The organism is Rhodococcus sp. JS3073 (assembly GCF_026810085.1).
GTDB classification, from domain to species: Bacteria; Actinomycetota; Actinomycetes; order Mycobacteriales; family Mycobacteriaceae; genus Rhodococcus_F; species Rhodococcus_F wratislaviensis.
Genome location: NZ_CP113951.1, coordinates 2,540,833 through 2,564,688, shown reverse-complemented (window position 1 = coordinate 2,564,688; position 23,856 = coordinate 2,540,833). Strand labels below are relative to the sequence as shown.

Below are 23,856 nucleotides of genomic sequence, written 5' to 3'. Positions count from 1 at the left end.
AGCCTCCAGGAAAGCCGGATGGTTCTGTCGCCTCCGACTGTGCGCCCGGCCGCTAGTGGCCCACTTGGAACTCGCTTGGGTGGGTGGTCACCCGGGTGCGCGCCGCCTCCACCCAGGGCGGGCAGCCGCAGCGTTCGGCCAGTTCCAGCGCCGCAACGTAATGCGTTCTCGCGTCCTCGGGCCGGTCGAGGAGCATCTCGAGGTCGCCGAGGATCGTGTCGACGGGCCCCACCGCGAACGCCGCCGTGTCGCCGCCCCCGATCTGACCGCTGTACGGGCTCAGCTCCGCGTGCACCGCGGCCGCCTCGTCCCGTTCACCCAGCCTCGCGACGACGATGCCCCGCAGCGACATCATCAGGGAGTGGAAGAAGTCGCGGCGGACCGGGCGGAGGTGACGCCGGACCTCACGCGCCCGGTCCGGTTTGCCGTTGCCGAGAAGCGCGAGGGCATGCAGATCGGCGATCACGTCCATCGCGGCGCTGTCGACGGTCTCGATCACCGCCTCGAGTTCTCCGGCGCGTCCCTCGGTGAGCCGGAGCGTGAACTGCGCGAGAGCGAAGACACTGTCGGCGTCGAGCCCCGCCCGGGTCATCAACTCGTGGCCGCGCACGTAATGTCGTTCCGCCTCGGCCAGATCGCCGGTGAGGTGTGCGACCATGGCGCGGCTCATCTCCCGGGTCGCCTGCGCCTGCTGGAACTGATACCGGTCCGCCAGTTCCGACTGGATGCCCATGTGATGCTCGATCGCCGGGATGTCACCGTTGCCGGACGCGATCTCGGCCAGCAGGTGGTGGCCCAGCATGGTGAACACGGGGAGCTGCGTCCGGTCACCGATCCGGAGCAGCTCGTCACCGATGACGTGGCCGCCGAGCGTGCTGGTCGGCGAGCCGGTGCCGGCGTGGACGGCGCAGAGCACCAGCCCGAGCAGCACCGGATCGTCCAGATCCCGGGCCAGAGCTTCGGCCTCCCGGACCGCGGAACCGGTGCGCTCGTGGTCCTCCGCCCCGATCTCGTGGACGAGCGTGACCAGCAGCCGGCACCGCACCGCCGGCTCCAGCTCCTCGTCCCGCAGCAGCGCCTCGATCTGCAGGGCGACGGCCGTGTCCACTTCGCCGTACCGCCGGTTGATCCACGGCGTCGGGGTGTCGACGAACGCGAGCACCCGGATCGCCAGGTCGGTTCGGCCCGCGTCCTCGGCGAGTTCCAGAGCCCGCTTCCGGGAACGGGCCCCGTCCAGTCCGATGCCTGCGGCGAGTTGCGTCCGACTCAGCTCGGTGAGGAGTTCGACGCGCTCGTCCACGGACGCCGCTGCGTCCGGCGGCAACCGGTCGGCCGCGCGAAGGGCGTTGTCGAGAAAGCTGATCTCCGCGTCGTGGGCGTAGCGGTCGGCGGCCTGCGCCGCGGCCGCCACATTGTGGTCGAGTGCCTGCCGTGCGGTGGCGGCCGACAGCGCCTCGGTGAAGTGGTGGGCGAGAGCCGCGACATCGTGTGGACGCAACTCCTCGAGTGCCGTCCCGACCCGGGCGTGCCACCGGCTCCGGCGCAGCCGGGTGAGGTCGGAGTAGAGCGTGTCGCGGACGAGGGCGTGCGTGAATCGGACGGTCCCGGCGCGCGGCTCGCCGAGAAGTCCGGCGATCACGCCCGATTCGAGTGCGTCGAACACGACGTCCTCGTCGACTTCGGCGGCACGGGTGAGGACGTCGATGTCGGATTCGCGGCCCACGACCGCGGCCAGTCGCAGGACGGACACGGTGAGCTCGGGGAGACGGGCGATCCGCCGGCGCAGGACGTCCCGGATCCCCTCGGGAACCTCCGACGTGGCTACCAGTTCGCCCTCGCTGGCCAGGAGCCGGGCGCTCTCCTGCAGGTAGAACGGGTTTCCGCCGGTCCGGTCGGCGAGCGCGCGGAGAGTGTCGGGATCGGGGTCGCGTCCCGCCACGTGCCGGATCAGCTCCGCCGAATCCTCGGGACCGAGTCCGTCCAGGCGGATGCGTGTCGGCTGCAGCGACGCGAGATCGGCGAAGCAGTTCTCCAGGTTCGGGTCCACCTCGTCCGGGCGGAACGCGAGGAGCAACAGGATCGGCGACCGCTGCTGCGCGAGCCGCACGAGGATCGACAGGGTGTCCTCGTCGGCGCGGTGGACGTCGTCGAGAACGACAGCGAGAGGACCGTGATCGCGGACGGTCCCGATGTAGTCGGCGACGGCACGGTGCAGCAGGAACCGTCCGCTCGGATCGTCCGGCCGCGTCGCGTGCGAACGGTCGTCGGCGAGCAGGGGTGCGAGCGCGTCCGTCGCGGCACCGGGGTCGACCGTCTCGCACAGTGCGCGCAGGATCTCCACCCACGCCCAGGCGGGCGGGGCGCCGTCCACTTCGGGGCAGCGACCCACCGCCACCTGCCATCCCGCGGCGTGCAGTGTTCGACGGAACCGGCGCAGCAGGGACGACTTCCCGGATCCGGCGTCGCCCCCGAGGAGGACCACAGGGGCGCCGGGGTCGGTCATGAGGTCGGTCAGGGTCGCCAACTCCTCGCTGCGGCCGAGGAACCAGGCGTCCGGCGTGGTGTCGACGGGCCCGGTGGCGGGGGCGGGGTGAGACGGGACGGTGCCGGTGAGGATCTGGCGTTCGAGTTCCGTCAGGGCGGGACCGGGGTCGAGGCCGAGTTCGTTCGCCAGCCGGTCGCGGGCCTCGCGCAACGCGGCCAGGGCGTCGGCTTGTCTCCCGCTGCGGTGCAAGGCCAGCGCGAGCAACCGCCATCCCTCTTCCCGGAGCGGGTGGTCCCGGGTGAGGGCCTGCGCGTCGAGCACGGCGCCGGCCGCGTCGCCGATCGCGACGGCGGCTGCGACCAGACGTTCGCGCGCCACCGCCCGCAGTTCGTCGAGCCGGGCGATCTCGGCGAGGGCCCAGTGCTCGCCGGCCACCTCGGCGAATGCCGGCCCCCGCCACAGGCTCAGCGCGTGCTCGAGATCGGCTCGCCCGGTGTCGGAGGCCGACCGGATCAGGTTCTCGAACTCCCACGCGTCGACACCGGACGGGGGCAGGGTGAGCGCGTAACCGGGGGCCCGGCTCACCAGGACGGTGGAGTCCGCCCGCGGCGCGCGGTGCGGCTCCAGTGCCCGGCGCAGATTCGAAATGTATGCCTGAAGTGCACCGACCGCCCGCGGCGGGGGAGCGCCGTGCCAGAGATCGTCGATGAGCCGATCCACCGGGACCACCTCGCCGCGCGCGACGAGCAGCAGCGCGAGCACGGCGCGCTGGCGGGGGCCGCCGAGGTCCACCGTCCCCGATTCGTCCTCCGCCTCGAGCGTCCCGAGTACTCGAATACGCAGCATCGTGCCAAGGGTAAGCACTAGTGGCCTCCAAGTGCTCTCCAAGACGCCGAACCGACCCTGAGTGCATGACTACGTCAACTGCTCACACAGTCCGGCCCGACACCCGCGAGATGGTGGTGGTCCACAACTGCTTCCGTCGCCAGTTCGCCGCGCTGCCCGCACTCGTCCGGGGTGTTCCCGCCGGCGACACCGCCCGCGCCGGGGAGGTGGTGACGTTCTTCGAGGAACTCGCCACGGCGCTGCACCACCATCACACGAGTGAGGACGACCTGCTGTGGCCGAAGCTCCTCGACCGCGCGCCCACCGACGCGGCGCTGGTGTTGCGGATGGAGGAACAGCACGAACGTCTCTCGGAACTGCTGTCGCGGGCGCAGTCGCAGGGCGCCGCGTTCACGGCGGATGCGGTGGACGGCGAACCGCTGGCGAGGACGCTGACCGCCCTGTCTGCCGCGCTCGACGAGCACCTCGGCGAGGAGGAGCAGCGCATCCTCCCGATGGCGGAGCAGTTCCTGACGCTCGCCGAGTGGCAGGAGATGGGCGATCGCGGCCGCGCGTCGATCCCCAAGGACCGGTTGCTGGTGTTCCTCGGCTTCATCCTCCAGGGTGCGACCCCCGGCGAGCGTCGAATGTTCCTGTCGGAGATGCCCTTCGCGGCCAGGATGGCATGGTCGATCCTGGGGCGGCGGGCCTTCCGCAAGGACTACCGACGGATCTACGGCACCGAACCGGCAGCCTTCTGACGCCGGATCACCTTGCGCCGCAGCCGGCCCCGGCTGGTGCGCTCCCACAAGCTCGGCGGGGTGCGTTCGGGATCCATCAGTTCGTTCTCGGCGAGCGGACTGTCCTCGTCCTCGACCGTCTCCGGCTCGAACTTCTCGAGGGTGCGGCCGCCTCCGCGTAGTGCCTCCACGGTGCCCACGAACGACGACGTCCTTGCCAGGGTGTCCTCGAACAGCCCGGCCGGGACACCGAGGTGTTCGCAGACGAGCTGACGGCGAATGCCGAGAATGGTCTGCCGCAGCTCGTCACCGTTCGCCGTGTCGGCGGTGACCTCGACCGCCAGATCACACTCGGTGTCGAACCCCATCGACCGGTTGTTGAGGTTCGACGAACCCACGCGCAGGAGACGGTCGTCCATTACCAGCACCTTGGCGTGGACGTAGATCGGCTCACCACCCGCCGTGACGGGGTAGTAGACGCCCAGCCGGTTCCCGGTATCGGCGTGCCAGAGCAGGTGCAGCAACCGGCGGCGGGCGCCGTCCATGGCCTTCTGCTCGAGCCAGCCGTCGGCGTTGCGCGGCAGCACCAGCACGATCTCCGGTCCGTCCGGTTCGCGTAGTCGCGCGGCGATCGCCTCGGCGAGGGTGCGGGAGGCCAGGTACTGACTCTCGATGTACAGCGACCGCTCGGCGCCGGCGATCGCGGCCAGATACAGGGCCTCGATCTCGCGGACCTCGTCCCGATCGGACAGTTCCGGGAGCGTGCGCGCGATACCCACGTCGACGGAGCGCATCGCCGGCTTCAGCCCCTCCGGCCACGGCGTGCTGCCCGCGACCTCGTCGACCGGCGCCAGATCCTGCCCGGTCGCCGCCTTCCACCGGGTGCGGGCGAGCTCGCCGATGGCCTTCGCCGCGTCCCCGTCGACGGCGGTCGTCGCGTCGTGCCACGGCCCGTACCGCTTGCCGTTCGGCTGCGTCCGGTAATGGTTGCGATCCCGATGTTCCGGGGTGTCCCACCGGTCCACGGTCATGTCGATCCCGCCGCAGAATGCGAGCGCGTCGTCGATGACGACGATCTTCTGGTGGTGGGCCGAGCCGATCGGGTGGGCGGCGTCGAGTTCGAAGTGCAGGCGGTGGTCGGTCACCCAGTTGACCACGAAGATCGGTGTCATGCCGCGCCCGATCGCGGTGAACGCCCCGATGTTCCATTTGAGCAGGTAGATGTCGAGATCCGGGCGTTCCCGGGTCAGCCAGGCCAGGAACCGGCCGAGCTGGTTGGGGCCGTCGAGCGTCTTCTCGTCCGGCTCGAACTTGATCCTCGTGTCGAAGTCCCAGCCGATGAGGATGATGCGCCTGCGAGCCTGCAGCATCGCGGACTTGGCATGGCGGAAGTAGTCCGCCGCATCGACGATGCACGCGAGACGATCGGCGTGGGCAACCTGCCAGCACGTGTCGCCGGGAGTGAGGATCGTGCCGTCGTCGCTCATGTGTTTTATGTTCTCCCCGTCTCGTTCGTCCCGCCCTCCCCTGCGGGAGGACGATTCACAGTACTGCGCCACCCCCACCCAGCTACCGTTGAGAGGTGCGGAGGTGGTGGCGCATCGTGGCGTTGCTCGCACTGGTCAGCGTGCTGTGGGCACCAACTGTCGGTGCGGATCCGCTGCGGGCCGGATCGAGCCCCGGCACCGTCGTCGCCTCGTCGGAGTTGCCGGCGGAGCTCTGGCTCCGCGGAACCGGCAGTGCCTACCGGATGACATATCTGACCACCGACCGGCACGGCATCACCCCGTGCACCGGGATGCTCTTCGTGCCGCCCGGTGCACCGCCCCCCGGTGGCTGGCCCGTCATCGCCTGGGCGCACGGAACGGTCGGGGACTCCGACGCCGACGCGCCCTCCGTGACGGGGGTCGACAAGGAATCCGCGGACTACGTGAGCAGCTGGCTGCAACTCGGCTACGCCGTGGCCGCCACCGACTACGTGGGCCTGGGCACCCCCGGGGTGCCGCCATACCTCGACGGGAAGGTCGCCGGACGCAGCGTCGTCGACTCCGTGCGCGCCGCCCGGGAGATCGATGCCGACCTCTCCGCCACATGGATGGCGGTCGGACTGTCCCAGGGCGGGCAGGCCGCGGTGTTCGCCGCACACACCGCCACGACGTACGCGCCGGAACTCGACTACCGCGGTGCCGTCGCGAACGGGGTGCCGTCGAACATCGAGATGGTGGCGAACTGGAGTGGCCCATTGTTTCCGCCGCAGGGCCTCGCCGGTCTCACCGTGTACATCTCGTACCTGATCGCCGGGGTCCGTGACGCCTACCCGCAACTGGACATCGACAGCTATCTGACCCCGGTCGGGAAGCAGTTCGTCGACGCCGCTCCCGAAGTGCCGTTCCGGCAGTTCGCGGCCATGACCCGGAACGTGTCGGTGGCGCAGATGCTGGCGAGGGCACTCGACGTCCCGGCGCTGCAGGACGCGTTGCGCGAATACCTCGAGGTCCCGGTCTCGGGTTACGACCGTCCGCTGCTGCTCGTGCAGGGGATCACCGACGCGTCGGTGCCGATCCCGCTGACGGAGAAGCTCGTCTCCGAGATGCAGAGTGCAGGAACGGATCTCGACTACCGGGTGTATTCGGGTGGTCACTTCGGCAGCATGTACCAGGCCGGTCCCGACCAGGCCGCGTTCATCGCCTCGCTGATCAGGTAGGGCGCGCTGATCCGGCGGGCACGCCGAGGTGCCGGGTGAGCTCGCGCGCCGCGGCCTGTCCGGCCCGGTTCGCGCCGATCGTCGACGACGAGGGGCCGTAGCCCACGAGATGAATCCGCGGATCCGACGCCACCTGGGTGGCCAGGCGTCCCGTCATCGTGATCCCGCCGCCCGGCCCGCGGAGCCGCAGTGGCGCGAGGTGATCGAGTGAACTGCGAAAACCCGTGCACCACAAAATCACATCGACCTTCAGTTCGCGGCCGTCGTCCCAGCGGACGCCGTCCGCGGTGATCTCGCTGAACATCGGTTGCCGCGCCAGCGCCCCGCGTTCGCGAGCGGCGCGGATCGCCGGCGTCACGGGCAGGCCCGTCACCGACACCACCGAGCCCGGCGGCAGCCCGCGACGGACCCGGTCCTCGACGAGAGCGACGGCGGCGCGGCCGATCTCGGGCGTGAACGGCTCGTCCCGGAACTCCGGTGGGCGACGCGTCACCCATGTGGTGGTCGTGACGCGGGAGATCTCGTCCAGCAACTGCACCGCCGAGATGCCGCCGCCCACGACGAGGACGTGCCGTCCCGCGAAGTCTTGCGCCGAGGTGTAGTCCTTGGTGTGCACCTGGCGGCCGGTGAACGACTCGGCGCCGGGGTACCGGGGAATGAAGGGGCGTTCCCACGTTCCGGTCGCGTTGATCAGACCGTGGGCCGATACGACGCCGCCGTCGGTCTCGATCCGCAGACGCTCGCCACGGGCACACACCACCCGCGTGTGCACGGGACGGTGCACCGGCAGTTCGAACTGTTTCTCGTACGTCGCGAAGTACTGGGGAACCGCGCTCGCCGCATGCACCAGCGCGGCCTCCGGATCGTCCGGGTCCACGCCGATCGTGTCGGCGAAGCCGAGCCCGGGCAGGTCGTGGACACCGTTGACGGTGCTCAGTGTCAATGACGGCCACCGGAACTGCCACGCGCCGCCGGGACCCGGGGCGTGATCGAGCACCACGAAACCGGACTCCGGTTCCACCCCGAACCTGCGCAGATAGTAGGCGGCGGACAGCCCCGCCTGCCCCGCGCCGATCACGGCCACGTCCACATCGCTGTTCATGTCGGTCCTCACCTCCCCCCTCACAACTACCGGAGAGCCTCGTGTGTTCCGGTCGATTCAGCTGTGGTTGGCTGACAGACGTCCAGTCGGGTGGACAGGGGAGAATTCGTCAGTGGACTGCAATCACGAAGAAAGCGAGTGGACATGATCGGGACGAGTCGTGACGGCGACGTCTTCACCCTCGAACTGCAACGCCCCGACCGTCGCAATGCGTTGAACACCGAGATCTGCGAACTCCTGCGGGAGGAGACCGAGAAGTCGGTCACCGACGGCGCGCGGGTGATCGTCCTCACAGGGCAGGGCAGCGCGTTCTGCGCCGGCGCCGACCTGTCGGGCGACGTGTACGCCGACGGATTCACGGACACCCTGCTCGAGATGCTGCACACCATCGACTCGGTGCCCGTCCCCGTCATCGCCGCGATCAACGGCCCCGCGATCGGCGCGGGCAGCCAGCTGGCGCTCGCCGCGGACCTGCGCGTGGTCGCTCCCGAGGCGCGCTTCGCCATCCCCGCGGCCAAGCTCGGGATCTCCGTGGACCGGTGGACGGTGCACCGTCTGGCCGCCCTGATCGGCGGCGGACCGGCACGAACGATCCTGCTCGGCGCGGAAGAGGTCGGCGCCGACGAGGCGCTCGCGCACGGCCTCGCCAACAAGCGCGGCGACCTCGCCGTCGCGCAGCAGTGGGCACACTCGATCGCGCGCCTGGCGCCGCTGTCGCTGCAACATCTCAAGATGGTGCTCAACGACGACGGCACCCAGAGCCCGCCACCGCCCGAGCAGCTCGCGGCGCTGCACGCGGCGTGGAAGAGCTACGACGCGCAGGAAGCGCGCACGGCGCGCGCCGAGAAGCGTCCGCCGGTGTTCCGGGGCCAGTAGCCGCTCGCCACACCTTTCCCGCACGCGTGGTTACAGTTGTCGGGGTGAAAGCGAAGAGCGCTGTGACGACTGTTCTGGCCACCGCCGCCCTCGGGTGGCTGACGCGGGCTGCGTGGGGGCTTCCGTCTCAGATCGGCGCGTCGCGTGCCAAGGTGCGCCCGTACGCCGCGACGTCGCCGCGGTACCGCGACCGCCAGTTCCACAACACCGATCCGAGCAGCATGATGCTGCCCGGATCGGAGACCGGGATCGTCAAGGCACTGATCACGCGGGGCAGCGCGGGACGCCCGCGCAGGCCGATCCCGCTCGCCACACCCCTCGCGCCTGTCGAGGCCGCCGACGCAGCCGTCACCTGGTACGGCCATTCGAGCGTGCTCGTCGAGGTCGACGGGTACCGGGTGCTGGCCGACCCGGTGTGGAGTCACCGGGTGTCGCCGTCCGCGATTCTCGGTCCGTCCCGCATGCACCCGACCCCGGTCCCGCTGGCCGACCTGCCCGTTCTGGACGCGATCGTCATTTCGCACGACCACTACGACCACCTCGACATGGCCACCGTGCAGCAACTCGCCGCCACCCAGAAGGCGCCGTTCGTCGTTCCGGTCGGGCTCGGTGCGCACCTGCGGCAGTGGCGGGTGCCGGAGGAGCGGATCGTGGAACTCGACTGGGACGAGTCGACCACGCTCGGCGAACTCACGCTCACGTGCACCGAGGCCCGGCACTTCTCGGGCCGCGGGCTGGTACGCAACACCACCCAGTGGGCGTCGTGGGTGCTGGCCGGACCGAACCGGAAGGTGTTCTTCGGCGGCGACAGCGGGTACACCCCGCGGTTCGCCGACCTGGGCCGCCGGTACGGTCCGTTCGATCTCACGCTGCTGCCCGTCGGCGCCTACGACACGCGGTGGGCCGACATCCACATGAACCCGGAGGAGGCGGTGCAGACCCACGCCGACCTCAACGGCGGCGACACCGGCCGCGGACTGCTGGTGCCGGTGCACTGGGCCACGTTCAACCTCGCGTTCCATTCGTGGTCCGAGCCGATCGTCCGGTTGCTCGCCGCCGCGCAGGAGAAGGGCACCCCGGTGGCCGTGCCGATGCCCGGACAGCGGATCGACGCGTTGAAGCCGACGGCCCAGACACCGTGGTGGTCCGCGCTCGGCTGAGTCCGGCGCGCATCCCCTCGGAGCCGAGCCTCGTTGCGTAGCCTTTGACCATGGCATACGACGAAACGGGCACCGACAGCGTTGCAGTCGTCGCAGTGGAGGGGTTGACGGCCGCCCAGGTGGCGGAGCGGGTGGCGGCAGGCAAGACCAACGACGTTCCCGATCGAGCCAGCCGATCCGTGCGCGACATCGTGCGCGCCAACGTGTTCACCCGGATCAACGCGATCCTCGGTGTCCTCCTGATCATCGTGCTGGCCTCCGGTTCGATCATCGACGGGATGTTCGGCCTGCTGATCGTCGCCAACAGCGGGATCGGCATCATCCAGGAAGTGCGGGCCAAGCGGACCCTCGACAAGCTCGCGATCGTCAGCCAGACCAAACCGGTGGTGCGCCGTGACGGTGCCGCGGTCGCGATGGCACCCCGGGAGGTCGTGCTCGACGACATCATCGAGCTCGGCGCCGGCGACCAGATCGTCGTCGACGGTGTCGTGGTGGAGGCGATGTCGCTCGACGTCGACGAGTCCCTCCTCACCGGTGAGGCCGACCCCGTGCACAAGGACGCCGGCCAGCAGGTGCTGTCGGGAAGCTTCGTCGCATCCGGCAGCGGCTGCTACCGTGCCACGAAGGTCGGAAGCGACGCGTACGCCGCCAAACTCGCGGACGAGGCCAGCAAGTTCACGCTCGTGCACTCGGAGTTGCGCAGCGGCATCGACAAGATCCTGAAATTCATCACATACCTGATGATTCCGGCGGGTCTGCTGATCATCTACAACCAGTTGTTCTCCAGCGGCGAGTCGATCCGGCCGGCGCTGAGCGGGATGGTGGCGGCGCTGGTCCCGATGGTGCCCGAGGGTCTGGTGCTGATGACGTCGATCGCGTTCGCGGTCGGGGTGGTCCGGCTCGGTCAGCGGCAGTGCCTCGTGCAGGAGCTGCCCGCCATCGAAGGTCTCGCGCGCGTCGACGTGGTGTGCGCCGACAAGACCGGAACGCTCACCGAGAACGGCATGCGGCTGTCCGAACTGCGCTGCGCCGACACCGCCGACACCGAACCGTCCCGTGCGGCACTCGCCGCGATGGCGGCGTCCGACCCTCGGCCGAACGCCAGCGTCCTCGCGATCAAGGAGGCGTTTCCCGACGACCCCGGGTGGGGTGACGTCACCGCGGAGGCGCCGTTCTCCTCGGCCAAGAAGTGGAGCGGACAGTCGTACGGCGCCCACGGCAACTGGGTCCTCGGTGCGCCGGACGTGCTGCTCGACCCCGGCAGCGACATGGCCCGGCAGGCCGAGGACGTGGGATCCTCGGGACTGCGCGTGCTCCTGCTCGGCAGTTGCGACGTCCCGGTCGACCACCCCGCGGCGCCGGGTGCGATCACGCCGCGGGCACTGGTGATCCTGGAGCAGCGGGTGCGTCCCGACGCCCGCGGCACCCTCGAGTACTTCGCGAGTCAGAACGTCACGGTGAAGGTCATCTCGGGGGACAACGCCGTGTCGGTCGGTGCGGTGGCCGGATCGCTCGGACTGCCCGGCGGCGACCGTCCCGTCGACGCCCGCGAACTGCCCGACGACCGCGACGCCCTCGCCGAGACCCTGGAAACGTCCACCACATTCGGCCGCGTGCGCCCCGATCAGAAGCGGGAGATGGTGGGGGCCCTGCAGTCTCGCGGGCACACCGTCGCGATGACGGGCGACGGTGTCAACGACGTCCTGGCCCTCAAGGACGCCGACATCGGGGTGTCGATGGGCTCGGGCAGCCCCGCAACCCGCGCGGTGGCGCAGATCGTGTTGCTGGACAACAAGTTCGCCACTTTGCCCTACGTGGTGGGTGAGGGCCGCCGGGTGATCGGCAACATCGAACGCGTCTCGAACCTGTTCCTCACCAAGACCGTGTACTCGGTGCTGCTGGCGTTCCTGATCGGTCTGTCCGGTGTGCTGTCGCAGATCTTCCACTTCGAGCCCATCCCGTACCCGTTCCTGCCCCGGCACGTGACGATCGCCGCCTGGTTCACCATCGGCATACCCGCGTTCATCCTGTCGCTGGCCCCCAACAACGAGCGGGCGCGCTCCGGTTTCGTGCCGCGCGTGATGCGTCTCGCCGTGCCGTCGGGTGTGATCATCGGTGTCACGACGTTCATTTCGTATCTTCTCGTCTACTCCGGCCCGGATCAGACGGAGACGCAGAAAATCCAGGCGGGCACGTCGGCACTGATCACGCTCATCATGATCGCGCTGTGGGTGCTGGCCGTGGTCGCGCGGCCGTACGTGTGGTGGAAGCTGGTGCTGATCTTCGGATCCGTAGCGGGATATCTCATCCTGTTCGCGTTGCCGTTCACGCGGGAGTTCTTCAAACTCGATCCGACCAACGTCGGTGCCACCACCTCCGCTCTCGTGTGCGGCCTGGTCGGAGTGGTTCTCGTCGAGATCGGATGGTGGGTGACGGGCCGCCTGCACGGTGAGCATCGCCGCCTCTTCGCGGTGCCGGAAGACCTGCCGGGTGTGCACTGACGCGACTACCGCTCGCGACGATTCGAACGGTTGGCGTCGCCGAGTCAATGCTGTGAGACTGGGTGCACGGCGAGTGATCGAACTCGGTCGGAATGCGTGCGCATGCACCGGAGGAGGAAGAACGATGAGTTTCGTCGACACACTGAAGGGCCTGCTGGGCAAGGGGAGGGAAGCCGCTTCGCAGAACGCGGACAAGGTTCACGGCGCCATCGACAAGGCCGCCGACGTCGCGGACAGCAAGACCGGCGGCAAGTACAGCGACAAGATCGACAAGGCCGCCGACGCGGCGAAGAAGGCTGTTCCTCCGAAGGAGTGAACACCTCGCACACAGACGCGCGTGGGCCCCGGTTCTCGGACCGGGGCCCACGCGCGTCTTCGGAGATGACCCGCGCACGGCGGGCGGGCGCGGCAGAATCGGTGTCGTGAACGGCGTCCTCGTGCTCCTCGTCATCATCGCGGCCATCGCCGTGACGAGTTTCGCGAAGCGCCGGGACCTCCAGGCGCCGCTGGTGCTCGTCACCATCGGGTCGGTGGCGTCGTTCATCCCCGGGATGCCGCGCCTCGAACTCGACCCGGAGGCCATCCTCGGTGTGGTGCTGCCGCCGCTGCTGTACTCCGCGGCGCTCAAGTTCTCGGTGGCCACATTCCGGCGCCACCTCGCACCGATTCTCCGGCTGGGGATCTTCACCGTCTTGGCGACCGCGGTGGGGGTGGCCTTCTTCGCCAACTGGCTGGTCCCCGAATTCACGCTCGGCGCCGCGCTGGTCCTCGGCGCCGTGGTCGCGCCGACGGACGCGGTCAGTGCCGTCGCGGTCGGCCGCAGGCTCGGCCTGCCGAACCGGGTGATCGCGATCCTCACCGGTGAGGGACTCGTCAACGACGCCACCGCGCTGACCCTGTTCACCGTCGCCGTCTCCGCCGTCGTCGGGGCGAAGATCCCGGTCCATCCCGTGGTGTTCTTCGGCTACGAGGTGGTCGGCGGGGTCCTGATCGGACTGGTCCTCGCGAAGATCGTCGAGTGGGTGCGCCACCGCATGTACGACTCCCCGCTGGAAACGGTGCTGGGGCTGATGCTCCCGTTCGCCGCGTATCTCGCCGCCGAGGAGGTGCACGCGTCCGGTGTGCTGTCGGTGGTGGCCGCGGGGTTCCTGATGGGGCACAAGGCCACCGACGCCTCCGTGGCCACCCGCATCCAGGAGCGGTCGCTGTGGGAGAGCGTCGACCTCCTGCTCGAGATGTTCGTGTTCGCCTACATGGGACTGCAACTGAAGTTCGTCATCGACGACGTCCGCGACCAGGGTCTGCCGGTGCACCACGTCTTCTTCTACGGCTTCGCGGTCCTCGCCGTGGTCATGGCGATACGGCCGGCGTGGATCCTGCTGCACTGGCTCCGCCGCCGGTTCGGGCTGGCGATCGAGGCGCCGGGCGGCTCGGTGGAACTCGGGTGGCGGGAGAGCCTCGTCGTGTCCTGGGCGGGCATGCGCGGGGTCGTCACACTCGCCGCCGCGTCCGGCGTGCCCGTGGTGATCGCGAGCGGGCAGCCGTTTCCGGGGCGCGAGGTGATCCAGGCGATCGCGTTCGTCGTGGCCGTCGGCACGCTGCTGATCCAGGGTGCCACCATGCCGCTGCTGATCCGGAAACTCGATCTGGCGGATCCCGGCGAACGTGAACGCGAGGAGGCCCAGGTGAACCTGGCCCGCGCGATCTCCCGCGAATCCGGCGAACGGGCCCTCGTCGAATTCGCCGAACACCCGCCGGAGGGAATCAACCGAGCCGACCTGATCGACATCCTCGACCGGGTGCGGCGGTCGATGCGGGCCAGGCTCCAGGCCGAGGAGGCGGAGGACGCCGCGGAGAAGCAGCGGGCCGGCGCACTGTTCGACCACTACCGGCGCGCCGCCCTGCGCGCGCAGCGCGAGGCGATCATCGCCGCCCGCGACGCGGGAACGCTCGACGACGAGGTGATGCGTAGCGTGTTGGAAGGCCTCGATGTGGAGGAGGCAGCAGCCGAGGAGCGGGTGCGGAGACGTCGCGAATGAGGTGCGAGGTGGGTGTGCGTCCGGTGCGAACCGCCGTGGTCGCCCTTGCCGGTGTCGTGGCGCTGACCGCCTGCACCACGGACGAGGCGTCCCCGAACCCGTCTCCCACCACCTCGGTGGCCGCACCCTCCGCCCCTACCGTTCCGTCGGCGCCGACCGGCGATCAGCGTGGCGCGCTGACCAGCCGGGAGCCGGTGCCCGACATCGATCCGGCGATCACCGCCCTCGGCGCGACGGCCACCCGGGTCGTCTACCGGTCGACGTCCGGTGTCGACGGCGGCGGCTCGGAGGTCGTGGGCACGGTCTTCACTCCCGCCGGCCCCGCACCGGACGGCGGCAGGCCCGTCGTCACGGTCGGGCACGGCACCACGGGCGTCACCGACGAATGCGCCCCCTCGTCGTCACCGACCCTGCTGGGCACGACGAACCTCGTCCGCCCGCTGCTGCAGCACGGGTACGTCGTGACCGTCACCGACTACCAAGGGCTCGGCACGGACGGTCCGCATCCCTACCTCGAACCCGACACCGCCGCCTACGACCTGATCGACGCGGTCCGGGCGGCGCGCAACGTGGTGCCGGACGCGTCGACGCGCTGGGCGGCGATCGGGGTCTCACAGGGTGGTCAGGCGTCGTGGTCCGCGGCCGAGCACGCGGACGACTACGGCGACGGGCTCGAGTTCGTCGGTTCGGCGAATCTGTCACCCGCTGCCGATCTGTCGGGGATCGTCGCCGACGGGACCGTCGACCCACTGTCGTTGCCGCAGAAGATGTTCCTTCCCTATCTCCTCGAGGGACTGAAGGTGATGCACCCCGAACTGAATCCGGACGACTACATGCGCGGCGCGCTCGCCGCCACGCCCGACGTCACGCTGTCGTGCGTCGTCGCGAAACTCCCCGAGAAGTGGACGGTGGCAACCCAACTCACCCCGGCCGACACGGGTCCGCGGACGGAGGCCGACGCCGAGCGCATGCGCGGGTGGCTCGAGGACATCGCCCTGCCCCGGAACGGCGCGGGCGGGCCGATGCTCGTCGTGGTCGGGGACCGGGACAACCTCATTCTGCCGCAATGGACTTCGCAGGCCGTCGATCACGCGTGCGCACTCGGGGACGTCGTCGAGTTCGACTCCCGGCCCGGGCAAGGGCACGCGGACGGGCGCTCCGTTCCCGGGGCGGTGCAGTGGATCGCCGACCGCTTCGCCGGTGTGCCCGCACCCGACACGTGTCCCGAGGGAGGAACACCGTGAAGAAGGCCGATCTCGCACGGCTGCGGGCGCTGTGCCTCGCTCTGCCCGAAGCGACGGAACGGGTCAGTCACGGCGAACCGGCGTGGTTCGTTCGCAAGGCGCCACAGTTCGCGACGCTCGCCGACCGCCACCACGACGACCGGGTGTCGTTCTGGGCGGCGGCTCCGCCGGGGGCGCAGCAGGATTGGGTGCAGCGTGACCCCGGCAGGTTCTTCGTCCCGCCGTACGTCGGGGGACGCGGGTGGATCGGCGTCTATCTCGACGTCCCGCAGGACTGGGACGACGTCGCCGACATCGTCGAGGACGCCTACCGCACCGTCGCCCCGAAGACCCTGATCGCCCGACTGGACGACGGCGAATGACGGGAACCGTCGTCGCCGTCGTCGCGTTGCTCGTCCTCATTCCCGTCGTCGCGTTCACCGCCGTGTGGCTGCGCGCCCGGCGAGAGCTGACGACACCCACCGAACGGGCCGTTCACACCACCCTGCACACGGCGTCGCTGGCGGCGCGCCCGTTGCGGCGGGGGCTCGACGAGACGTCGGCGGAGGAGGCCGCACCGCACCTGCGCCAGCTGACCGGCGCGCAGGCGCTGGGGGTCTTCGACGCCGCCGGTGACGTCCTCGCATGGAGCGGACCGCACGAGGCCATGACCGAACAACTGCACGACGCGGCCGCCCGCGCCGTCGACGGGGAACGCCGGGTGCTCGTCGCCTACGGCGGCCTCGTCCGGGGCGCGGGCGACAACGCGGTGCGGGCACTGATCGCCCAGCCCCTGCTCATCGAGGCGACCGGCGTGGTCGGGGTGCTCGGCATCGTCACCACGGAAGACCCCGGCCCGGGCATGCTCGGCGCCGTCACGGAGGTTGCCCGGTACGCGTGCAGCCAGATCGAACTCGCCGACCTCGACGCGTCCCGCGCCCGACTCGACCGCGCCGAGGTCCGGGCGCTGCGCGCACAGATCAGCCCCCATTTCATCTACAATGCGCTGAACACGGTGGCGTCGTTCGTCCGCACCGACCCGGATCGCGCCCGGGAACTGATCCTCGAGTTCGCCGACTTCACGCGGTACTCGTTCCGTACGGCAGGGGAGTTCACCCTGCTCGCCGACGAACTGCGCAACATCGACCGGTACCTCACCCTCGAACGCGCCCGGTTCGGCGACGCCCTCGCGGTGAAATTGCAGGTGGCGCCGGAGGTGCTGAACGTGGTGCTGCCGTTCCTCGCGCTGCAACCGCTGGTCGAGAACGCGGTGCGGCACGGAATCGCCGCCAAACCGGACGGTGGCACCGTCAGCATCGTCGCCGCCGACGAGGGCACCGACTGCGTGATCAGCGTCGAGGACGACGGGGTCGGCATGGATCCCGAACTGCTGCGGTCGGGGTCACTGGACTCGGTGGCCGAGACGTCGGGGGTGAAGGAGGCGGCGCACGTCGGGCTCGCCAACGTCGACGACCGCCTGCGCGCCGCGTTCGGCAACGACTACGGACTCGTGGTGGAGACCGCGCCCGGTGCGGGCACCAAGGTGAGCATGCGCGTCCCGAAGTTCCGGCGGGGGATCTCGACATGAACGGGGAGGGTCCGTGCGACGATTGCTGTCGTTGTGAACCACACTGACGACAAGTCTCCGGACGCACCCCTCACCGTGCTGGCCGTCGACGACGAGAAACCCGCCCTCGACGAGCTGGCGTTCCTGCTGCGCGCCCAGGACGCGGTCGGGGACATCCGGACCGCGGGCGATGCCACCACGGCGCTGCGCATCCTCCGGGACGGGGAGATCGACGCCGTCTTCCTCGACATCAACATGCCCGGACTCGACGGTCTCGAGCTGGCCGGGATCCTCGCGAACTTCGCATCCCCGCCGCAGGTGGTGTTCGTGACCGCCCACGACGACCGGGCCGTCGCCGCATTCGACCTCGGCGCCGTCGACTATCTCCTCAAACCCCTGCGCGAGGAACGGCTGGCGGAATCCGTGCGCCGCATCGTCGAAGGGCGCCGCAGGCGGGTCGACGCGGGACCGGCCGCCCCCACCGACGAGGTGATCCCGGTCGAACTCGGCGGCATCACCACGCTCGTGCACCGGTCCTCCGTCGAGTGGGTCGAAGCGGACGGCGACTACGCCCGCCTGCACACCGCGGACGCCTCCCACCTCGTCCGCATCCCCATCTCGGCACTGGAGACGCGCTGGGCGGATGCCGGGTTCCTGCGGGTCCACCGCTCGTACCTCGTCGCGTTGCCGCGGGTCACCGGAATCCGGACCGTCGGCAACGGTCTCGTCGTGTGCCTCCGCGCGCACGGCGACCACCCGCCCGTCGAACTGCCGGTCAGCCGCAGGCACACCCGGATGCTCAAGGACCGGCTGGTCCGGGCGCCGAAACAAACGTGGACCGCGCGATGAGCTCGCCGGAGCGGGTGCGGGTCGTCCTCGCCCAGCGCCGCGGTGCGCGGATCGTCCGCACTCGTGTCGAGGTGCAGGAACAGACCGCGGTCGGGGACGCGATGATCCGGGGGCTCGTGCGCACCCAGCTCGTGCTGGCCATCCGGCTCGCGCTCCTCGCGGCGTGCCTGCTGTGCGCGGTGCCGCTCGTGATGTTCCTGTTCCCGGCGTTGTCGGACGTGGCGGTGCTGGGGATCCGGCTGCCCTGGGTGGTGCTCGGGGCGCTCGTGTACCCGGTGCTCCTGACCACCGGCTGGATCTATGTGCGGCAGGCCGAGCGCAACGAACAGGAATTCGCCGACCTGGTGGACGACTGAGCATCCCGTGACCCCGGACCAACCCATTCCCTGGCTGACCCTGGCCGGTCTCGCCGCGGCCGCGGTCGCGACGGTGGCCATCGGCATCTACGGGGTGCGGTTGGCGCGCACCACGTCCGACTTCCTCGTCGCGTCCCGTAGCGTCGGACCGCGGTGGAACGCCGCCGCCATCTCCGGCGAGTACCTCTCGGCCGCATCCTTTCTCGGTGTCGCCGGCCTGATCGCGAAATACGGCGCGGACGCCCTCTGGTACCCGATCGGCTTCACGGCCGGCTACCTCGGGCTGCTGCTGTTCGTCGCCGCACCGCTGCGACGCTCCGGCGCGTACACGGTCCCGGACTTCGCCGAGTTCCGGCTCGGCTCCCGTCGCCTCCGCACCCTGGCGATGCTCGTCGTCGCCGCCGTCTGCGCGCTGTACCTCGTGCCGCAACTCCAGGGCGCGGGGCTGACCCTGAACATCCTGCTCGGGGTGCCGACCTGGGTCGGGGCCGTCGTCGTCGGGCTCATCGTCATCGCCAACGTGGTGGGCGGCGGCATGCGGTCCATCACATTCGTCCAGGCCTTCCAGTACTGGCTCAAACTCACCGCGGTCGCGATCCCGGCGCTGGTGCTGTCGGTGTACTTCTTCGGCGACCACCACGAACTGGGCGCCGCCGCACCACCCACCGTGAGCGAGCAGACCACCGTCGACATCACCACCGACGTCGTCGTGCAGGTGTCCGAACCGGTGACGGTCGGCGGGTCGGGGACGATCGACGGGGTAGAGGCGACCGGCGACGTTCGCCTCGAGCCGGGGGAGCACCACCTCGGCGAGGGCACGTCGATGACCCTCGAGGCGGGCGCACCGGTTCCGGTGGTGGCGGGCGCGCCCGCCGACAACTCCGACTGGATCGCCCCGGGCTGGGGATTCGGCGGCGACCACCCGATGTACCAGGTGTACTCGCTGATCCTCGCCACGTTCCTCGGCACGCTCGGGCTGCCACACGTGCTGGTCCGGTTCTACACGAACCCCGACGGGCGGGCCGCGCGGCTGACGTCGCTGGCCGTGGTCGGGCTGCTCGGAGTGTTCTACCTGTTCCCGACACTGCTCGGGGTGTTCGCGCGGCTGTACGTCCCGCAGCTGCTCATCACCGGCACGTCCGACGCCGCGGTCCTGCTGCTGCCCGGTTCCGTGATCTCCGGGTGGGCCGGGCAACTGCTCGCCGCGCTGGTGGCGTCCGGGGCCATCGCGGCGTTCCTGTCCACGTCGTCCGGCCTGCTCGTCAGCATCGCCGGAGTGCTCAGCACCGACGTCCTGCGCGGGCGGATCCGGGACTTCCGGCTCGCCGCCGTGCTGGCCGGAGCGGTGCCGCTGGTGCTGTCACTGGCGGTGACGTCGCTGGACCTGTCGCGCACGGTGGGGCTGGTGTTCGCGGTCGCGGCGTCGACCCTCTGCCCGCTGCTCGTGCTCGGCATCTGGTGGCGTGGTCTGACCGCCGCCGGGGCGGGTGCCGGGATGGTCGCAGGCGGACTCGTCGCCGGCTGTGCGGCCGGGGTGTCGGTGCTCGGCGGCTTCACCGCCGACGCCTGGAACGGGTGGCCCGCGGCGATGGTCGCGTACCCGGCCGCCGTCAGCGTTCCGCTGGCCTTCGTCACGATGGTGCTGGTCAGCAAGGTGACGAAGCGCCAGATTCCCGCAGACCTCAGCAGGATCTTCACCCGCATGCACGCCCCCGAACGCCTCGATGTGGGCTCCGACCGCGAGAGGGAGCTCCGCTCCCCGTGAGTGCTTGACGAGTCTCTGCACTCCTCGAGCACGCACGGGCGGCGGAGCCGCTCGTCGCGGTCGGGGGACCGTTCGACGCACAGTCCGGCAGCTCGCCGTGTGACAGGCACCACAACCTGTTTCTGTGACTCAACTCTCACTAACGTCGGTAACCAGTTCACTTCACACGACCAAGGAGTCTGCAGTGACCACAGCCGATCTCAGTGAGGGCGCACCGCAGAAGCGGCGTGCCCCTGATGCGCAAGCCTTCGTAGACATGCAGGCGAGCCCGGAGTTCCAGGAGTTGCGACACCGCCTGCGGAGTTTCGTCTTCCCGATGACGGCGTTCTTCCTCGCCTGGTACGCGGCGTACGTCCTGCTGGCCACGTACGCGCCCGAGTTCATGGCCACCAAGGTGATCGGCAACATCAACCTCGGCATCATCCTCGGTCTCGGCCAGTTCGTGACCACGTTCGTGATCACCGCGCTGTACGTCAAGTTCGCCAACCGGGAACTCGACCCGCGCTCCGCCGCGATCCGCGACGAGCTGGAAGGACCCCTCAAGTGATCACCACGCTCGCAGTCGGCACCGACGTCGGGAACCCGCTCCTCAACATCGCCATCTTCGTGGCGTTCGTCGTGATCACGATGACCATCGTGATCCGGGCGAGCCGCACCACCAAGAAGGCCTCGGACTTCTACACCGGCGGCGGCCAATTCTCCGGACCGCAGAACGGTTTCGCCATCGCCGGCGACTACCTGTCGGCGGCGTCGTTCCTCGGCATCGCCGGCGCCATCGCGGTGTACGGCTACGACGGCTTCCTGTACTCGGTCGGCTTCCTCGTCGCCTGGCTGGTGGCCCTGCTGCTGGTCGCGGAACTGCTGCGCAACACCGGCCGGTTCACGATGGCGGACGTGCTGAGCTTCCGGCTCAAGCAGCGTCCCGTGCGGATGGCCGCGGCGCTGTCCACGCTGGTGGTCTCGCTGTTCTACCTGCTCGCGCAGATGGCGGGCGCCGGCGGACTCGTCGCTCTGCTGCTGAACATCGACGGCAAGGTCGGTCAGGGCGTCGTCGTCGCGGTCGTCGGCGTGCTGATGATCGTGTACGTGCTCGTCGGCGGTATGAAGGGCACCACCTACGTCCAGATGGTCAAGGCGGTGCTGCTGGTCGCCGGTGCAGGCATCATGTTCTTCCTCGTGCTGTTCGCGGTGCGCGGCAACTTCTCCCAGCTGCTCGCCGACGCCCAGGCGACGGTCGCCGGCTCGACGAACGAGGCGATCGCGGGCCGCGACATCCTCGCTCCCGGCGCCAAGTACGGCATCAGCTCGATGAGCAAGCTCGACTTCATCTCGCTCGGTATCGCCCTGGTCCTGGGCACCGCGGGCCTGCCGCACGTGCTGATGCGGTTCTACACCGTCCCCACCGCCAAGGAAGCCCGCCGCTCGGTCACCTGGGCGATCGGACTGATCGGCGCGTTCTACCTGTTCACGCTCGTCCTCGGCTACGGTGCCGCCAAGATGGTCGGCCCCGACGTCATCCTCGCAGCACCCGGCAAGGAGAACGCGGCGGCGCCGCTGCTCGCGTTCGAACTGGGCGGCACCATCTTCCTGGCCATCATCTCCGCGGTCGCGTTCGCAACGATCCTCGCGGTGGTGGCGGGGCTGGCGATCACAGCGTCCGCGTCGTTCGCTCACGACATCTACGCCAGCGTCATCAAGCGCGGACACGCGTCGGAGGAGTCCCAGGTGCGGGTTTCCCGGATCACGGTCGTCGTGATCGGTCTCGTGTCGATCGTCCTGGGAATCATGGCCATGGGCCAGAACATCGCGTTCCTGGTGGCGCTCGCCTTCGCGGTGGCCGCCTCGGCCAACCTGCCGACGCTGCTCTACTCGCTGTTCTGGAAGAAGTTCAACACCACCGGCGCCCTGTTCAGCATCTACGGTGGCCTCGTCAGCTGCCTGCTGCTGATCGCGTTCTCGCCGGCGGTGTCCGGCAAGCCGTCGTCGATGTTCCCCAACGCCGACTTCGACTACTTCCCGCTCGCCAACCCGGGCATCGTCTCCATCCCGCTGGCGTTCCTGCTCGGTGTCGTCGGCACCTACGTCGGCCGCGGCAAGGCGGAAGATCCCGCCAAGCAGGCCGAGATGGAGGTCCGCTCGCTCACCGGTGTCGGTGTCGAGAAGGCCGTCTCCCACTGATGCCTTCGGCCTGTGAGTACTTATTAACCGCCCGCGGTTAATAAGTACTCACAGGCCGTTAGGCTGCACCAATGGCGAAACTCACGGTCAAGACCGATGTTCCCCTCAGCCCCCAGGACACCTGGGACAAGGCCTCGAATCTGCAGGACTTCGACAAGTGGTTCGTCGTCCACGACGGCTGGCGCGGCGAACTTCCCGAGACTCTCACGGCCGGAACCGAGATCAGTTCCGTCGTCACGGTCAAGGGACTCCGCAACCGCGTGAAGTGGACGATCAAGGAGTACGACGCCCCGAACCGCATCGTTCTCAAGGGCGACGGCAAGGGTGGCGTGAAGCTCGGAATGGTGCTCGACGTCAAGGCGAAGGGCGACGCGTCCGAGGTGGCGTTCACCATCGAACTCGGTGGCGCACCGCTGTTCGGACCTATCGGCTCGGGTGTCGCGAAGGCGCTGAAGGGCGACATCGAGAAGTCCCTGAAGACGTTCGTCGAGCTGTACGCCTGATTCAATCGAGGACGTGCGCGCCGCCGGTGTCGGTTATCCACTCGGCGGCAAGGGCGTCCAGCGTCCCGTCGGCGTAGAGCGAATCGACGGCCGCCGAGACGCACGGGGTGAGCGGGCTGTTCTTCTCCAGCACGAGGCCGAAGAATTCGGTGACGGCGTTCGGGCGCGGGAACTGCCCGACGAGGACACTGTCCTTCACCTCGTTGGCGGTGATCTGAAACCCGGTCGGGATGTCCACCACCAATGCGTCGATGTCGCCCGCGGCCAGGGCGGCCTTGGCGTCGTCGGTGGTGGTGAAACTGACCGGTGCCTGGCGGGGCTGCACGGTCTGGGTGATGGCGTCGAAACTCGTGGACCCCACCTGTGCCCCGAGGCGGAACGGCGCGAGGTCGGCGAGGGATTTGGCTCTCGCAGCGGGAGAATTCTTCAGCGCCAGCACCGACTGCGTGACGGCGTAATAGGGCGAACTGAAATCGACCGTCTCGCGCCGGGTGTCGACGATCGTGAACTGGTCGATGGCGAAATCGAAGTTCTTCTCGCCGGCCGCCAGCGCGTCGTTGAATGCGACGGTCTCGAATTGCACCTGGTCCGGACCGTATCCCAGCTTCTCGACCACTTCCCGGGCGACGGCGCCCTCGTAGCCCTTGCCGTTGGACGGGTCACCGTCGGTGAACCACGGCTGGTACGACGGACTGTCGGTGGCGATGGTGACCACGCCGTCCCGCGAGGTGACGCCGCTGCCGGGGGCACAGTCGCCGACCGCGCGGGTGGACGGAAGTTTGGTGAACGCTTCGGGAATCGTCGAGGCTTCGGCCCGGGCGTCGACCTCCGACGCGGTGTCGGTGGAGCAGGATCCGGCGAGCAATGTCAGTGCAGCGGATATGGCGGCGACGGCTGTCTTGGGTCCTCGGTGCACCCCGCCATCTTGCCTGGCGGGTAGCGATCCGGCCAGCGCAGCGGCCGCGCGGCGCACAATATGTATG

At 69.5% G+C, this 23,856-nt stretch carries 20 protein-coding genes; 16 read left to right on the top strand and 4 right to left on the bottom strand.

The features are described 5' to 3' along the window. Positions 1-52: 52 nt before the first annotated feature. Positions 53-3,331 carry a BTAD domain-containing putative transcriptional regulator gene (locus OYT95_RS11475; RefSeq protein ID WP_268791509.1) on the bottom strand — a complete coding sequence of 1,093 codons (3,279 nt, stop codon included), beginning with the start codon at positions 3,329-3,331 and terminating at the stop codon, positions 53-55. Between the two features lie 65 nt (positions 3,332-3,396). Between OYT95_RS11475 and OYT95_RS11470 the strand changes: the two genes are divergently transcribed. Then, entirely contained in the window at positions 3,397-4,071 is a 675-nt protein-coding gene (locus tag OYT95_RS11470) for a hemerythrin domain-containing protein (RefSeq protein WP_268791508.1), read from the top strand. Here OYT95_RS11470 and OYT95_RS11465 read toward each other — a convergent pair. Then, positions 4,044-5,537, bottom strand: coding sequence for a phospholipase D-like domain-containing protein (locus tag OYT95_RS11465; protein WP_268791507.1), 1,494 nt, complete (start codon positions 5,535-5,537; stop codon positions 4,044-4,046). The two genes, OYT95_RS11470 and OYT95_RS11465, sit on opposite strands and share 28 nt — an antisense overlap. A gap of 116 nt (positions 5,538-5,653) precedes the next feature. On the opposite strand from OYT95_RS11465, the gene OYT95_RS11460 reads away from it, so the two are divergent. Then, positions 5,654-6,754 carry a lipase family protein gene (locus OYT95_RS11460; RefSeq protein ID WP_268791506.1) on the top strand — a complete coding sequence of 367 codons (1,101 nt, stop codon included), beginning with the start codon at positions 5,654-5,656 and terminating at the stop codon, positions 6,752-6,754. On the opposite strand, the gene OYT95_RS11455 is transcribed toward OYT95_RS11460, so the two are convergent. After that, entirely contained in the window at positions 6,747-7,856 is a 1,110-nt protein-coding gene (locus tag OYT95_RS11455; protein ID WP_268791505.1) for an NAD(P)-binding domain-containing protein, read from the bottom strand. The genes OYT95_RS11460 and OYT95_RS11455 overlap by 8 nt on opposite strands. A gap of 144 nt (positions 7,857-8,000) precedes the next feature. Between OYT95_RS11455 and OYT95_RS11450 the strand changes: the two genes are divergently transcribed. From OYT95_RS11450 to OYT95_RS11385, 14 genes are all read left to right on the top strand, one after another. Beyond that, complete coding sequence (locus OYT95_RS11450; protein ID WP_037234663.1) at positions 8,001-8,732, top strand: enoyl-CoA hydratase; 732 nt, start codon at positions 8,001-8,003, stop codon at positions 8,730-8,732. Between the two features lie 44 nt (positions 8,733-8,776). After that, positions 8,777-9,892, top strand: coding sequence for an MBL fold metallo-hydrolase (locus OYT95_RS11445; RefSeq protein ID WP_174484695.1), 1,116 nt, complete (start codon positions 8,777-8,779; stop codon positions 9,890-9,892). A gap of 50 nt (positions 9,893-9,942) precedes the next feature. Next, positions 9,943-12,393 (top strand): HAD-IC family P-type ATPase, encoded by a 2,451-nt coding sequence (locus OYT95_RS11440; RefSeq protein WP_037234423.1) that lies wholly within the window; start codon positions 9,943-9,945, stop codon positions 12,391-12,393. 124 nt (positions 12,394-12,517) lie between these two features. Further along, entirely contained in the window at positions 12,518-12,709 is a 192-nt protein-coding gene (locus OYT95_RS11435) for an antitoxin (protein ID WP_005244012.1), read from the top strand. 106 nt (positions 12,710-12,815) lie between these two features. Next, positions 12,816-14,432, top strand: a complete 1,617-nt coding sequence (locus OYT95_RS11430) for a Na+/H+ antiporter (protein ID WP_268791504.1) — start codon at positions 12,816-12,818, stop codon at positions 14,430-14,432. Continuing rightward, positions 14,429-15,676, top strand: coding sequence for a lipase family protein (locus OYT95_RS11425; RefSeq protein WP_268791503.1), 1,248 nt, complete (start codon positions 14,429-14,431; stop codon positions 15,674-15,676). Before OYT95_RS11430 ends, OYT95_RS11425 begins: the two co-directional genes overlap by 4 nt. After that, positions 15,673-16,038 (top strand): MmcQ/YjbR family DNA-binding protein, encoded by a 366-nt coding sequence (locus OYT95_RS11420; protein ID WP_268791502.1) that lies wholly within the window; start codon positions 15,673-15,675, stop codon positions 16,036-16,038. The genes OYT95_RS11425 and OYT95_RS11420 overlap by 4 nt, the downstream gene beginning before the upstream one ends. Continuing rightward, positions 16,035-17,243, top strand: a complete 1,209-nt coding sequence (locus OYT95_RS11415) for a histidine kinase (protein WP_268791501.1) — start codon at positions 16,035-16,037, stop codon at positions 17,241-17,243. Before OYT95_RS11420 ends, OYT95_RS11415 begins: the two co-directional genes overlap by 4 nt. Before the next feature lie 33 nt (positions 17,244-17,276). Continuing rightward, on the top strand, positions 17,277-18,071 hold the full coding sequence (locus tag OYT95_RS11410) for a LytR/AlgR family response regulator transcription factor (protein WP_037234407.1): 795 nt from the start codon (positions 17,277-17,279) through the stop codon (positions 18,069-18,071). After that, positions 18,068-18,427 (top strand): hypothetical protein, encoded by a 360-nt coding sequence (locus OYT95_RS11405; RefSeq protein ID WP_011597296.1) that lies wholly within the window; start codon positions 18,068-18,070, stop codon positions 18,425-18,427. The genes OYT95_RS11410 and OYT95_RS11405 overlap by 4 nt, the downstream gene beginning before the upstream one ends. A 7-nt stretch (positions 18,428-18,434) precedes the next feature. Continuing rightward, positions 18,435-20,192, top strand: a complete 1,758-nt coding sequence (locus OYT95_RS11400; RefSeq protein ID WP_268791500.1) for a sodium/solute symporter — start codon at positions 18,435-18,437, stop codon at positions 20,190-20,192. Positions 20,193-20,376: 184 nt separating this feature from the next. Then, positions 20,377-20,739: a DUF485 domain-containing protein gene (locus OYT95_RS11395; RefSeq protein ID WP_005260521.1), complete on the top strand. Its 363-nt coding sequence runs from the start codon at positions 20,377-20,379 to the stop codon at positions 20,737-20,739. Then, positions 20,736-22,370 (top strand): solute symporter family protein, encoded by a 1,635-nt coding sequence (locus OYT95_RS11390; RefSeq protein WP_268791499.1) that lies wholly within the window; start codon positions 20,736-20,738, stop codon positions 22,368-22,370. Before OYT95_RS11395 ends, OYT95_RS11390 begins: the two co-directional genes overlap by 4 nt. Before the next feature lie 71 nt (positions 22,371-22,441). After that, entirely contained in the window at positions 22,442-22,873 is a 432-nt protein-coding gene (locus tag OYT95_RS11385) for a type II toxin-antitoxin system Rv0910 family toxin (RefSeq protein WP_009478084.1), read from the top strand. Between the two features lies 1 nt (position 22,874). Here OYT95_RS11385 and OYT95_RS11380 read toward each other — a convergent pair whose 3' ends face one another. Further along, the gene (locus OYT95_RS11380; protein WP_268791498.1) at positions 22,875-23,789 is read right to left on the bottom strand and encodes an ABC transporter substrate-binding protein; all 915 of its coding nucleotides are present in this window, start codon (positions 23,787-23,789) and stop codon (positions 22,875-22,877) included. Positions 23,790-23,856 lie beyond the last annotated feature (67 nt).